The organism is Sphingomonas sp. (assembly GCF_003248515.1).
Taxonomy (GTDB): domain Bacteria; phylum Pseudomonadota; class Alphaproteobacteria; order Sphingomonadales; family Sphingomonadaceae; genus Sphingomonas_I.
In genome coordinates this window covers 1-13,719 of the sequence record NZ_QFOB01000016.1, presented here as the reverse complement: position 1 = coordinate 13,719, position 13,719 = coordinate 1, and the positions used below count along the sequence as shown (strand labels likewise).

14 protein-coding genes are annotated in these 13,719 nt (G+C 65.0%); 8 read left to right on the top strand and 6 right to left on the bottom strand.

The window, feature by feature from the left end; genetic code table 11:
- Positions 1 to 50: 50 nt before the first annotated feature.
- The gene (locus tag DI605_RS18975) at positions 51 to 1,223 is read left to right on the top strand and encodes a thiolase domain-containing protein (protein WP_293976936.1); all 1,173 of its coding nucleotides are present in this window, start codon (positions 51 to 53) and stop codon (positions 1,221 to 1,223) included.
- Complete coding sequence (locus DI605_RS18970; RefSeq protein WP_293976934.1) at positions 1,223 to 1,624, top strand: OB-fold domain-containing protein; 402 nt, start codon at positions 1,223 to 1,225, stop codon at positions 1,622 to 1,624. The genes DI605_RS18975 and DI605_RS18970 overlap by 1 nt, the downstream gene beginning before the upstream one ends.
- A gap of 60 nt (positions 1,625 to 1,684) precedes the next feature.
- Here the strand turns inward: DI605_RS18970 and DI605_RS18965 are convergent, their stop codons facing one another.
- The gene (locus DI605_RS18965; RefSeq protein ID WP_293976932.1) at positions 1,685 to 3,061 is read right to left on the bottom strand and encodes an MmgE/PrpD family protein; all 1,377 of its coding nucleotides are present in this window, start codon (positions 3,059 to 3,061) and stop codon (positions 1,685 to 1,687) included.
- A 179-nt stretch (positions 3,062 to 3,240) separates the two neighbouring features.
- Between DI605_RS18965 and DI605_RS18960 the strand changes: the two genes are divergently transcribed.
- The 6 genes from DI605_RS18960 to DI605_RS18935 are packed head-to-tail and all read left to right on the top strand — an operon-like array spanning position 3,241 to position 7,862.
- Positions 3,241 to 4,014, top strand: coding sequence for an enoyl-CoA hydratase-related protein (locus tag DI605_RS18960; RefSeq protein ID WP_293976931.1), 774 nt, complete (start codon positions 3,241 to 3,243; stop codon positions 4,012 to 4,014).
- A 41-nt stretch (positions 4,015 to 4,055) separates the two neighbouring features.
- Positions 4,056 to 4,724, top strand: a complete 669-nt coding sequence (locus DI605_RS18955; protein ID WP_293976929.1) for a 3-oxoacid CoA-transferase subunit A — start codon at positions 4,056 to 4,058, stop codon at positions 4,722 to 4,724.
- Positions 4,725 to 4,735: 11 nt separating this feature from the next.
- Entirely contained in the window at positions 4,736 to 5,413 is a 678-nt protein-coding gene (locus DI605_RS18950; protein ID WP_293976927.1) for a 3-oxoacid CoA-transferase subunit B, read from the top strand.
- 13 nt (positions 5,414 to 5,426) lie between these two features.
- A complete protein-coding gene (locus DI605_RS18945; RefSeq protein ID WP_293976925.1) occupies positions 5,427 to 6,599 on the top strand; it encodes a thiolase family protein in 1,173 nt (390 codons plus the stop codon).
- Positions 6,600 to 6,603: 4 nt separating this feature from the next.
- Entirely contained in the window at positions 6,604 to 6,996 is a 393-nt protein-coding gene (locus DI605_RS18940) for an OB-fold domain-containing protein (RefSeq protein WP_293976923.1), read from the top strand.
- Complete coding sequence (locus tag DI605_RS18935) at positions 6,993 to 7,862, top strand: amidohydrolase (RefSeq protein ID WP_293976921.1); 870 nt, start codon at positions 6,993 to 6,995, stop codon at positions 7,860 to 7,862. Before DI605_RS18940 ends, DI605_RS18935 begins: the two co-directional genes overlap by 4 nt.
- 76 nt (positions 7,863 to 7,938) lie before the next feature.
- On the opposite strand, the gene DI605_RS18930 is transcribed toward DI605_RS18935, so the two are convergent.
- The 5 genes from DI605_RS18930 to DI605_RS18910 form a co-directional block, all read right to left on the bottom strand.
- A complete protein-coding gene (locus DI605_RS18930; protein ID WP_293976919.1) occupies positions 7,939 to 8,742 on the bottom strand; it encodes an alpha/beta hydrolase in 804 nt (267 codons plus the stop codon).
- On the bottom strand, positions 8,735 to 9,493 hold the full coding sequence (locus DI605_RS18925) for an alpha/beta hydrolase (RefSeq protein ID WP_293976917.1): 759 nt from the start codon (positions 9,491 to 9,493) through the stop codon (positions 8,735 to 8,737). The genes DI605_RS18930 and DI605_RS18925 overlap by 8 nt, the downstream gene beginning before the upstream one ends.
- Before the next feature lie 208 nt (positions 9,494 to 9,701).
- The gene (locus DI605_RS18920) at positions 9,702 to 12,692 is read right to left on the bottom strand and encodes a TonB-dependent receptor (protein WP_293976915.1); all 2,991 of its coding nucleotides are present in this window, start codon (positions 12,690 to 12,692) and stop codon (positions 9,702 to 9,704) included.
- 191 nt (positions 12,693 to 12,883) lie between these two features.
- On the bottom strand, positions 12,884 to 13,432 hold the full coding sequence (locus tag DI605_RS18915) for a PepSY-associated TM helix domain-containing protein (protein WP_293976913.1): 549 nt from the start codon (positions 13,430 to 13,432) through the stop codon (positions 12,884 to 12,886).
- 11 nt (positions 13,433 to 13,443) lie between these two features.
- Complete coding sequence (locus DI605_RS18910; protein WP_293976911.1) at positions 13,444 to 13,605, bottom strand: hypothetical protein; 162 nt, start codon at positions 13,603 to 13,605, stop codon at positions 13,444 to 13,446.
- Positions 13,606 to 13,719: the final 114 nt, after the last annotated feature.

Genomic DNA, 13,719 nt, shown 5'->3' with positions numbered 1-13,719 from the left:
AATGCGTTGCCGGCGCCCGCGCCGGGCGCAACACTTGCCGTAAAGCGAGGATGCCGACGGTGAGCGAAGACGTTTATATCATGGGAGCCTGGGACCATCCGACTCGCAATGCGGTCGATCGATCCCTGCCGCAGCTCTATGCCGATATCTGCGAGAACGTGTTGGCCGATGCCGGGCTTACCCGGGCCGATGTCGACGGCTTGTTTCTCGGCAACGATGCGCCGGGCACCGGGCCGCTGTCGATCCGCGACTATCTCAACTTGACCAACGTCACCCATTTCGACACCAGCCATACGAGCGGCTCGTCCTACACCGTACATGTCGGCCACGCGGTCGATGCGATCCGCGCCGGGCGCTGTAAGGTCGCGCTGCTGATGCAGGCGAGCCGCACGCGTCAGAACGTCGGCAAAGGCCCTCTCGGCCGGCTCGACGTCCCCGATCAGCCGGATTTCCAGTGGGAACACCCGATGGGAACGGCGATCCTGACCAACTACGGCATGGTCGCGATGCGTCACATGCACGAATTCGGGACGACTTCGGAGCAGCTCGCCTGGATCAAGGTCGCGGCGTCGCATCACGCATCGCGCAATCCGCACGCGCTGTATCCCAAGATCGTCACCGTCGCGGACGTCGTGAACGCCCCGGTCGTCGCCGAGCCTTTCCACAAGCTCGACTGCTGTATCATTTCCGATGGCGGCGGTGGGCTGCTGGTGGTGCGCGAGGACATCGCGCGCTCGCTCAAGCGGCCGCTGGTTCGCATTCGCGGGCAGGGTCTGGGACTCTGGGGGCAGAATGGCGGCGACTTTGATCTTACGCGGACCGGCGCGGTCCAGTCCGGCGCGATGGCCTATGCCGAGGCGGGGGTGACCCCTGCCGACATCCAGTACGCCTCGCTCTACGACAGCTTCACGATCACCGTGCTGCTCCAGCTCGAGGATCTCGGCTTCTGCGCCAAGGGCGAGGGCGGCCGGTTCGTGGAGGACGGCAAGCTGATCGCGGGGCGGGGGCCGCTGCCGGTCAACACCGACGGCGGCGGGCTCTGCAACAACCATCCCGGCAACCGTGGCGGCATGGTCAAGGTCATCGAGGCGGTGAAGCAGCTGCGCGGCGAGGCGAACGCGGGGACGCAGGTTCCCGACTGTTCGCTCGCCCTCGCCAACGCGATCGGGGGCCAGCTCGGGGTCCGCCACGCCAGCGCCACCATCATTTTGGAGCGCGTGTGATGCCGACCCTTGCCGACCGTACCAACATCGTCGATCCACCCGTCACGGCGGAGAGCCAAGTCTTCTGGGACTCAGCCGACACCGGGCGCTTTCTGTTGAAACGCTGTCCGTCGTGCGGGCGGCACAATTGGTATCCGCGCGACCCGTGCCCCTTCTGTCCGTCGCCGGTGACCGATTGGGTCGAGGGGGCAGGCACCGCCACCATCTACACCTACTCCCATTTCGCGCGCGCGCCGCAGCCGTTCGTCGCGGCCTATGTAAGGCTCGAAGAAGGGCCGCTGATGATGACGAATATCGTCGGGTGTGATCCCGGAACGCTCGCGATCGGTCAGCCGGTGACGCTCGCGTTTCAGCGCAGTGTCGGCGGTTTCGCCGTACCGATGTTCCGACCGGCGGATTGATCGGCTGGTCGGGGATCGCTCGCAGAAGTAAGGTATTTTCGGTTTGACGGTCGCGCGCGATCAGGCCGCAATGGCGGCTAGGTCCGTCACCTGGTCGATCGCGCGTAACCGGTCGAATAAGCGCCGCGCGCGATCGGGACCGATCGCCGGCTCCGCCGCCTCGGCAAACTTTCCCCATTGCTGTTCGGCGCTGAGCGGACTCGACCAGTTGCCGAGGGGGAACTGGATGTCGCGGCTTGTTCGCACCGAACCGTCGCTCATCCGCACGGTGAGGGCGGAGCGATAGCCGAGATTGGGATCCTTGTCCGGAGTGAGGGCGTCCCGGACTGAGATCGAGATCTTGTCCATCAACGCGCGAACGTCCGCGCGATCGTAGAAGGCGGGCGCATATTCCTGCGCGCCGACGCGACCTGAAATGATGGCGGCGGCGATTGCCAGCTGCACGCTCATCAGCGGTCGAAATTCTGGAACGCGGCGACTGGCGAGGACGGATTCCTCCTCGGTGCCGATTACGACCTTGATCGATTCGACATCGGCAGGATCGATCGGCGCTTGATCGAGGAGCTCGAAGATGCCGTCGAGGGCCCGGTGGCACGGGAGCGCCCAAGGATAACGCTTGATGTTGACGCCCTCGCGCTCGATCGCCCAGTCGCTGCCGAGTGTGTCCATATCGCGGGTCGGATCGAGCTTGCCCGCCGGCGAGAGCGCCGCGAGCAAACCGTTGCCGGCGTCGAGTGCGCCCGCGCCGCCACGAAAGCCCGCTTTCGCGAGCTTCGCCGCTGTGATCCCGGTCGAGGCCGCCCGGCCGACCTGCCACGGCTTCACCCAGTCGTTGAAATTGGCGATGAGGCCGCCCGACGCCGACGCCGCAGTGGCGATCGCCGCCTGTGCCTGTGTTGCGTTCAGCCCGGCGATCGATGAAGCCGTCGCTGCCGCTGCGACCGGGCCCAGCACCGCCGTGCTATGCCAGCCTTTCGGGCCGTAGGGGTTCGCCTCCGCGGCGACGAGCCGGGCCCAGACTTCGTACCCCGCAACATAGCCGGTCACGACCGCGCGACCGTCCCGACCTGTCGCCTCCGCCGCGGCGAGCGCCGTCGCAGCGAGCACCGAGCTGACATGGTTGTTGCGCAGCGCATTGTCGTCGATGTGCGAGGCATGGGCGGCGGCGGCGTTTACGAGCGCGGCCTCCGCCGCCGAGCAGCGTATGCCGGCGAAGCCGATCGACGCCTCCTCGGATAGGCCGCAGGTATCCAGGCTCGCCACGATCGCTTGGACGACGAGTTCGTGTTCGCCGATGAACCGGCAGGCGCCGAAGTCAACGATGCCTGCACGCACCGCTTCGACGGCGCGTTCCGGCAGCTGCTCGAATTCGAGGTCGGCGACGAACTTTCCGAAGCGGGCGGCCATCGGCTGCGGGATAGGGGCAGGGTCGGCCATTGATTTTTCCTCTCCACGCTTCGTTGGGCGCTATCGTGCCTTTATAGACGTAAAACTGCGCGGTCGCGTAGCGATGGACCGTAGCCTGTGGTGAGAAATGCTCAACTTGCCACGATTCTTGTCGTTGGCCGAACGGCGGCGCGCGGCGTAGCAAGGAGCGACAACGGACGGAGAGGCGAATGCCGGTAGATTTCGCAGTACGCGACAAGGTCGCGACCCTGACTCTCAATGCCCCCGAAGCGATGAATTCGCTCGATCCCGAGATGCGCGCGGCGATGTTCGCCGGCTTCAAGCGCGTCCAGGAGGATGACGACATCCGCGTGCTGATCGTCACAGGTGCGGGCGACAAGGCCTTCTGCACCGGCGCCAACCTCAAAAAGACATTGCCTCCCAAGGAGAGCTACGCGGAGCTGAATTTCGGTCGGGCCAAGGACGAATCCAATATGGGGCTCGGAACCGACAAGCCGGTCATCGCGGCGCTGAACGGTTGGACGCTCGGCGGCGGGCTCGAACTCGCCTTGCTGTGCGATATGCGGTTCGCTGCCGACACCGCGCGGCTCGGGCTGCCCGAGGCGAAGCGCGCGACGATCCCGGGTGCCGGCGGCACGCAGCGGCTTCCGCGCGAACTCGGTCTGGGCAAGGCCATGTATATGATGCTGACGGGCGATCACATCGACGCCGCCGAGGCCTATCGTGTCGGCCTAGTCCAGGAAGTGTTCCCCGCGGCCGAGCTCCAGGACAAGGTCTTCGAGATCGCGCGCAAGATCGCCGAGAACGGACCGCTCGCGATCCGCGTCATCAAGCGACTGGTTTATCAAGGGATGGAGACTTCTCTCGAGGCCGGTCTCAACATGGAACGGATGGCGTTCGGCGTTATGCGCGACACCAAGGACCGGATCGAAGGCCGCATCGCCTTCGCCGAGAAGCGGCCCCCGGTCTATCGTGGCGAATGAATGGAGCGCCGGCGTGAGACCGGACGAAGCGGAGATGGAGCATGCCTGACAAGACGGTGGCCTCGCTGGTCGATGCGCTCGCCGGCGTTCGCGATGGGGCGACGGTGCTGGTGGGCGGCTTCGGCTCGGTCGGCCATCCGACCGCGCTGCTCGACGCGCTGATCGAACAGGGGGCGAGCGACCTCACTTTGGTGTCGAACAATTCGGGGTTCGGCGATCGCGGCATGCCGCGCCTGATGCAGCTCGGCCGGGTGCGCAAGATCATCTGCAGCTTCCCGCGCACCTCCGAGATCTTCTCGGATCTCTACAAACAAGGGAAGATCGAGGTCGAGGTCGTGCCACAGGGCACGCTCGCAGAGCGGATGCGCGCGGCGGGTGCCGGCATTCCCGCTTTCTACACCCGCACAGGGGCTAATACCCTGCTCGCCGAGGGCAAGGAAAGCCGCGAGTTCGACGGCCACACCTACATCATGGAGCGCTGGCTGCCCGGCGACGTGGCGCTGGTCGAGGCGTGGCGCGGCGATCGCTGGGGCAATCTCACCTACAACAAGACCGGTCGCAACTTTAACCCCGACATGGCGACTGCGGCGACGCTGACGATTGCTCAGGTCGACCGCATCGTGCCGCTCGGCGAGCTCGATCCCGATCAGATCACGACCCAAGGCATCTTCGTCGACCGCGTCGTCGAAGTGCGGTCGCCGGCCGGCTGAAGGAGACGATCATGACCACCACGACCGCGACCCTTCCCGCCGGCGTCACGCCGCGCACTCGCCCCGAGATGGCGGCGCGCGCCGCCGCCGACATTCCCGACGGCTGGTATGTCAATCTCGGCATCGGTATCCCGATCCTGATTTCGGACCATGTACCGGTGGAGCGCGAGGTCATCTTCCACTCGGAAAACGGCATTCTCGGAATGGGGCCCGCCGCGACCGGCAACGCCATTGATCCCTGGGTGGTCAACGCCGCTAAGAAGCATGTCGAGCTGCATCCAGGCGGCTCGTTCTTCAACCATTCGAACAGTTTCGGAATGATCCGCGGCGGCCATCTCGACCTGTGCGTGATGGGTGCGCTCGAGGTTTCCGAGAAGGGCGATCTCGCCAATTGGACGACATCGGCGAACGATGCGGCGCCAGCGGTCGGCGGGGCGATGGACCTGGCGGTCGGCGCCAAGCGCATCTGGATCCTGATGGACCATCTGACCAAGGACGGGGTCAGCAAGCTGGTGCGGACCTGCAGCTATCCGGTCACCGCGCTCGGCACCGTGTCTCGGGTATATACCAATCTCGCGGTGCTCGACGTCACCGAGCGTGGCTTCAAGGTGATCGAGATCGTGCCCGGACTCAGCTTCGACCAGCTCCAGGCGCTGACCGACTCGCCGCTCCACCAATCAGAACGATGAAGGAATAAAGCCGATGTCCGCATCGCTTTCGAAGGTCGCCGCGATCGTCGGCATCGGCCACACCGACTATGCCGCCGATCACAAGACCGTGCTTGGCGGCACCAAGCCGCACAACGCGCTCGGCTACACCGCTATCGGCTTCACCCGTGCGCTCGCCGACGCCGGCATCGAGCGCGACGAGATCGACGGGCTGATGGTGAGCTTCGGCACGCCGTACGAGCGCGTCTCCGAAATTCTCGGTCTCAACGTCAAATGGGGGGTCAGCAACGATCCCATGATGGGCATGCAGGAGGCGGTGAGCGCGATCGCCGCCGGTCGCTGCGAGGTGGTGGCGCTCGTCTACGGCACCGAGCAGCGCTCGGCAGGCATGAATTATGGCGGCACCAATCCGGTCGGCGGCGCCGGTTTCCTCAACCTCGTCTTCCACGCGCCATGGGGGTTCACTTCGCAGGGTGCGCTGTACGCGATCCAGTTCCAGCGCTACATGTGGGAGCGGGGCTACACCCATTCCGACCTTGGCCAGATCGCGGTTGCGCAGCGCCACGCCGCCAGCCTCAACCCCGATGCGATCATGCGCAAGCCGGTGACGATCGAGGATTATCTCGCCTCGCCCTGGGTGGTCGAGCCGCTCCACCGGCTCGATTACTGCCTCATCAACGACGGCGGCGTGTCGCTGATCCTGATGTCGGCCGAACGCGCCGAGCGCGCCGCGAAGAAGTCGGGTAAGAAGCCCGTCTACATCCACGGCATCGGCCGCTACGATCTCAACCGCAAGGCGAGCAGCCTGGAGCCGCGCTTCGACGGCTATTATGCCCCCGCCGAAGAGGCCGCGGGGCACCAGGCGTTCGAAATGGCGGGCGTCGGACCGAAGGACATGGACTGCCTCCAGATCTACGATAGCTTCTCGCCGCACGTCATGATGGCGCTCGAAGGCTACGGCTATTGCGCCGACGGCGACGTCGCCAAATTCTTTCGCGAGACGGGCATCGGGCTCGGCGGCGGGCTGCCGATCAACACGAGCGGCGGGCATCTTTCCGAAAGCTACATGCAGGGCTGGGGTCATCAGGTGGAAGCCGTTCGCCAAATCCGCGGCGAATGCGGCGAGCGCCAAGTGCCCGACTGCGATTTCGTCCACATGAGTTCCGACGTCGCCGGCAAGGCCGTCTCGATCATCTACGGGAAGTAAGACCATGGGCAATTCGCAGCGCGTCATCGGCTTTTACGACGTTCCGATGTGGAAGAGCATCGACGAGGAGGCCTGGGCGATCCAGCAGTGCGATAACTGCCAAGAGCATCGCTACCCGCCGGCGCCGATCTGTCAGAACTGCCTGTCGTTCGATGCGACCTGGCGGACGCTGAAGGGCACCGGTACGGTCGTTTCGACCTGCGTGTTCCACAAGAAGTATTTCGACGATCATGTGCCGCCCTACACCTGTGCGGCGGTACGGCTCGACGAAGGCCCGATCGTCGTCGTGAACCTGGTCGATCCCACGCCCGAGGACGGGGCGATCGATAAGCGGGTCGAAATCCTCTACGAGCGACACGAGCAGGGCATGCTGCCCAAGGTCCGGTTTTCGGCGTGACGCCGCCGCCGCTTCCGACGACCGGCCGGCCGGCTAAGCCGCTGCCGGACGGCGCGTGGGACTGCCACGCCCATGTCTTCGGGCCGTTCGACCGGTTCCCGCTCGATCCGGCCTGCCGGTACACGCCTCCGCTCGCGACCGCCGACGATCATCGCGCGATGCTCGACGCCGCCGGCTTCGCGAACGGGATGCTCGTTCACGCCTCGGCCTGTGGTTATGACAATCGGGCCACCCTCGATGCCGTCGCCCGGTCGAACGGGCGGATCGGTGCGATCGGGGTCGTTTCGCCGGAGATCGACGACGATACGCTCGCGGCGATGAAGCGCGGGGGCATGCGGGGTCTGCGCTTCACGAAGGCCGGACCGCGCACGAGCGACGATCCCTGGCCGGGCGTTCTCGATCTGCCCGATTTCGCCGTCTTGGCGCCGCGATTGCGCGAGCATGGGCTGACGGCGCACGTCTTCGCGCCCTGCGCCGCGCTGGTCGGCATGGCGGACCAGTTCCGGTCGACCGCCATTCCCATCGTGTTCGATCACATGGGCCAGCCCGACGTCGCCGCAGGGACGGAAGACCCGACGTTCCGGTCGTTCGTGGCGATGGTCGGGGACGGCCCGTTCGCGGTCAAGCTGACCCCCGGTCGGCTTTCGACCGCCTTTCCCGACTATGATGATGTCCGCCCGTTCCATGACGCGCTGATCGAGGCGGTCGCCGATCGTCTGATCTTCGGCAGCGACTGGCCGTTCCTCGGTCAAATGGCCCGAGCGCCCGATGTAGCGGCGATGGTTGACCTGTTCGATCGCTGGACACCGGACGAGAGCATCCGGCGGGCGGTGTTCGTCGACACGCCGACAGCTTTTTTTGCATAAAGCGCCGGTCTCGGTTTTCGGCTGTGCGATGATGGCAATCTAGTCTCAGTACCGGACTTTCTCGGAAAAGCCGGCTTCAAGATCCGATCGTCGCCGCGAAAGCGGCAATCTCGGCGGTTACTCGATCCGGCGCCTGCAATACCATGAAGTGGCCGCTTTCGATCTCGCCGATCGAGGCATGGGGGATGCGGGCGGCGAAGTCGCGGATCACGGCGGGCCCGCGCATCGCGTCGGCCCGGCCAGCGATCAGGCGGACGGGAACGCGCGCGGGTGGTGCGAACGCGGCGACGTCGGCGTCGAGCAGCATCGCGTTCTGGTGGCCACTGCTTTCCGGGTCGGCCGCCTTCTGCAACGCGCGGAAGAGTCCGAAGCCAGGTCGGCGCCGAGCGTCTTCATCGGGCCATGCGCTCGGTGACATCGCCTCGTCGACCGTCGCCGCGATGCCCTTCTGGACTAGCCGCTCGTGAAAAGTCGCGGCGTGGGCGCGGCGTTCCGCTGGTACGCCGGTAGCAGGCGCGAAAGCGATGACGCCGGCTGACCGCTCAGGATGTGAAGCGGCGAAGGCGAGCGCAATGCCGCCGCCGAGCGCGCCGCCGGCGACGATCGGCGAATCTATCTCGAGGCGATCGAGCAGCACAGCGAGGTCCGCCACGAAGACCTCTAGGGAGACCGGCGTCCGGATCTTCTCGGAAAGGCCACTCCCGCGCAGGTCGAAGCGGACGACCTCGTGATTGAGAGCGAGCTCGGGGGCGACAAGGTTCCAGCTCTCGAGCGCTCCACCCATTTCGTGGAGGAGGACGATCGTGGTGCCCCGGCCTTCCCGCCGGAACCGTAGCGAGGCCCCGTTGGCTTCGACCCAACCCGCGCAGGGCTCAACCATGCCGTGGCAGGAAGTCGAGCACCTCCGCGTTGAACAAGTCCGGTCGTTCCCAATAGAGCGAGTGGCCGCCTTCCGGCAGAATGCGGAGACGCGAGCCGGCCATCCAGCCAGCGAAAAGGCGAAGGAACGGTGGCGGAGCGATCATGTCTGCATCGCCGCCTATCAGAAGTCGCGGCATGGAAAGCGCAGCAAGGCGCTCGCGGGTGATTCCGGCCGACGGTGGCGGCGGACGCCCGCCGACATGCGCGCTATCCGAAAGATCGCGCCAGGCACGGACGCCATCGGGGTTGGTCGCGCGATAGGATGGACTAAGCTCGCGAAGATAGGCGGGCAGCGCGGCGATCGCGGGGTCGGCAAGAGCCCGCTGCAGCCTGTCGAACTCTCCACCTTTAGCGCCAAGGATGCTGCAGGCGATCGTCAGCGAAGCAGCACGGTGTGGTTGAGCGACGGCGAAGTCCGCGGCTACGAACCCGCCGCCGGCGCTGGCCACGAGGTGGCATTTCGCGACAGTTAGGACATCGAGTAGCGCGGCCAGGTCGGCGGCGTCGGTGCCCGCGCCGCCAGCGCCAATCGGATCCGAACCTCGATAGCCGCGACGCGAATAGCTGATGACGCGCCAGCCCGCGGCCACAAAAGCCTGTTGTTGATATCCCCAGACGTGCCCGCTGCCGGTGAAGGGATGGAGGAGGATGATCGGCAGGCCCGTCCCGCCGGTGTCGCAGACCCAGAGTGCAGCACCATTGGCCCTCACGACCGCTTGCTTGCCGGCGAGCGGTGGAGCGGGTGGGTAGGTGGTGAGCGGAGCGGCCGGAATGGAGCAACGCGGCGCCGCCTTCGCTCCCCCAGCGAAAGCGGCGACTGCCGCAAGGCTCAGTAGTGATCTGCGATCCGGTTCCAGATCGACCCTCCGTGCCTTGCCCGACCGACCGACTGCCACGCGCCGGGACGTCGGGCTATGGTCAGAACTTGAACGCGACGCCGACGCGGTACGAGCGACCGATCGAGTTATACAGGTTGGTCCTGTTCGAGAAGGCGATCGTTGCGAACGGCGGCGGATCGTTATCCAGGAGGTTGTTGATGACAGTGAAGACCTCGAACCGGCGGGCATCATCTCCCTGGAGCACGTTGTAGCGCAGCGTGAGATTCACATAGGCCTGCCCTGCGAACCTGTTCTGGCTGATCTTCTGCGCAGGGGTCGCAGTCGCGTACCCCGCATCACCGGGCTCGAACAGCGTCGGGTCGTACCGCATCGAGGTAAATGCCGTCACCTGGGTCGTGGCCGAGAAGCCGCCGAGCGCATAGTCGAGGCTCAGGTTGCCGGACCATTTCGGCAGACCACCGACGCCGGTGACGACGGAGCCCTGCCCGCCGGTGCCCGCATAGTCGATCGTTGTGGCGACCCCGCCCGGCGTGCCCGGCGGCGTGACAAGCTCGAGCTTCATCGTATGCGTCGCTAGCGCGGTAATTCCGAAATGCCCGGGCAGGCCGAAGGGCATGTCGTGATCGTAGCCCGCCATGAAGTCGAGGCCGCGCGTCTTGAATGAGCTCAGGTTTGTCGTCAGCGACCGCACAAGGTCGAGACCACTCGCGTTGCTCGTTCCGAAGGTGATCCGCGAGCAATAATCCAGATTTCCGAAGAAACAGCCGTTGACGGTATCCTGTGGAGTGACGGCGACGATCACCTTGTCCACCTTGATGTCGTAATAATCGACGCTGGCGCGGAAGCCCCGCAGGAACGTCGGATGGAACACCGCGCCTGCCGTGAGCGTCTGCGCGACTTCCGGCGTCAGGTTTTGGTTACCTTGGGCCACGTTGGGCACGAAGTCGGAATTGCCGTTGAACCGGTTGGTGAGTACCGTCAGCGTCTGGGCGCTGTTGCCGAACAGTTCGTACAGCGTTGGTGCTCGGATGTCGCGCGACCGGGTGAACCGGAAACGAAGGCTGTCGTTCATGTCGTAGGTTGCGCCCGCCTTCCAGGTCGTCACATTCCCGGACACTCGGTAATGGGTGTAGCGGACCGCACCGTTGAGATCGATCGCCTTCAGGAACCAGCTGTCGCCACGCGCGATAGGCACACCGAGCTCGCCGTAACCCTCGACGACGGTGTTCCGACCGACATAGTTTGCTTGGTTCGCGAGAATATAGGCGGCCTGGGTGCTCAGCGCGTCCGCAGCCGAACTGAGATAATCCTTACGGAACTCGCCACCGACCGCGACCGAGATCGGGCCGGCCCACAAGCTGAACGGCGAACCCCGGAGGTTCACGGCGCCCGCCGTCTGCCGATACTTGATGACCGCAGTGGGCGTGCCGTTAATATAGGCTCCCACGGTCGCGGTGTTATTCGTCGCGCCGAACGGGTTGAAGGGCACGCAGCCTGTCACGCCGCCGCCGAATGCGAGCTGGGCGCGGGTCGTCGCGTTGAGGTTCGGGTTCTGCGCAGGATCGCCGCAGACGATGTTGCCGTTGGCGTCGCGGACCGCGAATGCCGCCTCGCGTACGCGCGCATCGTATTTGGTGTGGAACAGATAGTCCTGCGTGGTCTGACCGTGCTCGACATAGGCATCCCACGCCCAGTCGCCGAAGATCTTGCCGCTGATGCCGCCGGCGAAACGATAGGTCTCGATCTTGTTGACCGAGAAGGTGTCGCCGAAGTCCTCCAGCGAGCGACCGAGCGTGATCGACGTCACGCCGGCCGCGGCCATCCGGGTCCGGATCGACGCAGGCAGGAACGGGTTGTCGTTGCGGATGATCAACGCGGTATACTGGTTCGGGGTAACGCTCGCCTGCGTGCTGGAATGCGAATAGTTGCCCTGCACCCAGACGTTGATATCGCTGCCGAGATCCGCGCTCAGCCGCCCTTGACCGACAATCCGCTCGAACGGATTGGCGAGCTGGAACTGCGCTTGTGCCGGCTTGCCGAAGTTGGCGGTGCTGCCGACCATGACGCTGTTGTTATTGTAAAGCGTGCCATAGGCGAACGGATAGGGATTGCCGTTGGCATCGAACGCGGTGCCGCGAAGCGCGGTGGGTCCGTTGATGATGCCGAACGGGGTCGCGTTCGCAGTCTCGGCGTTGGTCAGGAAGGTCGCCTGGTTGCCGGTCGGGACGAGGGCTCCTTCATTGGCGGTCCAGGGACGGGCGTAGATACCGTTGCCGATGCCGTCGGCATGGGAATAATCGAACCCGGCGGTGAAGTTGACACGGCCGTCCATGAAACTGTGGCCGCCGGCCAGGCTGGCCACGAACTCGCCATTGTCGCCATAATCGGTGACGCCGGTCTGAACGCGACCCTGAATGCCCTCGAGCTTGTTGCGCTGGACGATGTTGACGACGCCGGCGACGGCATCCGAGCCATAAGCCGCAGACGCGCCGCCAGTGACGACGTCGATGCGTTGAACTAGCTCGACGGGGATCGAATTCGTGTCGGGAAGGCCTTGATAGTTACCGCCGACGAAGCGCTGTCCATCGACGAGTACGAGCGTCCGGGTGATGCCGAGACCGCGAAGGTCGGGCAGGCCCTGAACGCCGAACTGGGTTACCGCGTATCGGCTAGCACCGATCGCGCCATAGCTCGGACGGAAGCCGGGAATGCGGGCGAGAACGTCGGTGATGGCGACCGGTGCCTGCGTCGCGATCGTTCCCGCGCCGATCGTGGTGACCGGCGTTGGGGCGTTGAGATTCGATAGCCGCGACCCGGTGACGACGATATCTTTGGTCTCGGGCGACGCATCCGCGGGCTGTCCCTGCGCGGCGGCGACGTCGGCCGATTTGATGTCGGTTGCCGGCGGCACGGACGTTGATTGAGGCTCGGTCGCGATATCCGAAGTCGGCGCGTTCTGCGCAGACGCAGGAGTTGCAGCGGTCGTCGATTGGGCCGAAGCCACCGATGCTACGAACGGGAGGGCCGAGGCTGCCCCCAGCAAAACGCCACGCCAGGAAGTCTTCTTCATAATCCCCTCCGTATACCGGTCACATCGGCGCTTTCCCCAGTCTTAAGCCGGGATTACTGCGTCGTGCTCGTCGACACCGCGTCGCGCGGTTACCGATCGAGGACTGGGTTGGTAGGTTTACCGCCGGAAGTGCCCAAGCGACATGTTGGCGGGCGTCGTGAGCGAAACTCACACCAGCGCCTTCCCGCCAGTCAGCGCCAGAATGGGTTGGTCCGCCCTTTTCGGCGACGGGCGTTGTAAAGATCGAAAAACATTGTGCCGCCTGATACGGCGAGAAAGCATATCGCTATCCCCATGAGGAGGTCGAACAGGCGGCCCGGCAGACCAATGATGCTGCCGTTGTGAACGCGCTTGAGCAGTTGATGCCAGTGCCACGGGAGAACGAAGCGTGATAGGCCTAGGGTCTCGGGCGTCACCTCGCGACCGGTGCGGAGATCATAGACACGTGCGAACGGCAGCGCTTCTTTGGTCCAATAGATCGACTCGTAAACTTGGCCCACTCTTCGAACCTTGATCGAAGTGAGCGTCGTGCGTTGCAGGGACGCTTGCCGCACCATCTCGGAGCGATCGAAAAGTGCCGCGATCTCTTCGTCGCGCAGGGGGGAGACAGGAAGTGGTGGTGTAGAGGCGATTGGAAGTTTCGCCGCAGATTGATCGACCGCGAGGATCGTTCCCGAGACGGTAACGACGAACAAGGGAAGCGCACACAGCATAGCGATCCAACGATGCAGCTTCCGCATGCCGGCACTCGTCACCACAAAAACTCGCGCCGACCCATCGACCGGCGCCGCCGGTACATGCCGCCGTAGAGCACGGCGCCGATCAGGATCAGCGAAGCCGTCGAGATCCCGATGAGGACGGACAGCCAAGTGCCAGCGGCACCGATCAGCCGGCCCTGATGTAGCGCCTTCAACGTTCCGTAGGCGCTGTGACGTGCTCCCCAAAGCTCTACCAGTCATAACTGGAGTCCGGGGTTGGTATGGTGCCCCTCGGGGCGGTGTTGCACAACCCGCCTGGCAGCATCGGC

Excerpts from the sequence above, each read along its gene's own strand:
- DI605_RS18955 (WP_293976929.1), top strand. The coding sequence starts at position 4,056 with ATGCCTGACAAGACGGTGGCCTCGCTGGTCGATGCGCTCGCCGGCGTT.
- DI605_RS18975 (WP_293976936.1), top strand. The coding sequence starts at position 51 with ATGCCGACGGTGAGCGAAGACGTTTATATCATGGGAGCCTGGGACCAT.
- DI605_RS18915 (WP_293976913.1), bottom strand. The coding sequence starts at position 13,432 with ATGCGGAAGCTGCATCGTTGGATCGCTATGCTGTGTGCGCTTCCCTTG.
- DI605_RS18920 (WP_293976915.1), bottom strand. The coding sequence starts at position 12,692 with ATGAAGAAGACTTCCTGGCGTGGCGTTTTGCTGGGGGCAGCCTCGGCC.
- DI605_RS18930 (WP_293976919.1), bottom strand. The coding sequence starts at position 8,742 with ATGGTTGAGCCCTGCGCGGGTTGGGTCGAAGCCAACGGGGCCTCGCTA.
- DI605_RS18965 (WP_293976932.1), bottom strand. The coding sequence starts at position 3,061 with ATGGCCGACCCTGCCCCTATCCCGCAGCCGATGGCCGCCCGCTTCGGA.
- DI605_RS18940 (WP_293976923.1), top strand. The coding sequence starts at position 6,604 with ATGGGCAATTCGCAGCGCGTCATCGGCTTTTACGACGTTCCGATGTGG.
- DI605_RS18950 (WP_293976927.1), top strand. The coding sequence starts at position 4,736 with ATGACCACCACGACCGCGACCCTTCCCGCCGGCGTCACGCCGCGCACT.
- DI605_RS18945 (WP_293976925.1), top strand. The coding sequence starts at position 5,427 with ATGTCCGCATCGCTTTCGAAGGTCGCCGCGATCGTCGGCATCGGCCAC.
- DI605_RS18970 (WP_293976934.1), top strand. The coding sequence starts at position 1,223 with ATGCCGACCCTTGCCGACCGTACCAACATCGTCGATCCACCCGTCACG.
- DI605_RS18960 (WP_293976931.1), top strand. The coding sequence starts at position 3,241 with ATGCCGGTAGATTTCGCAGTACGCGACAAGGTCGCGACCCTGACTCTC.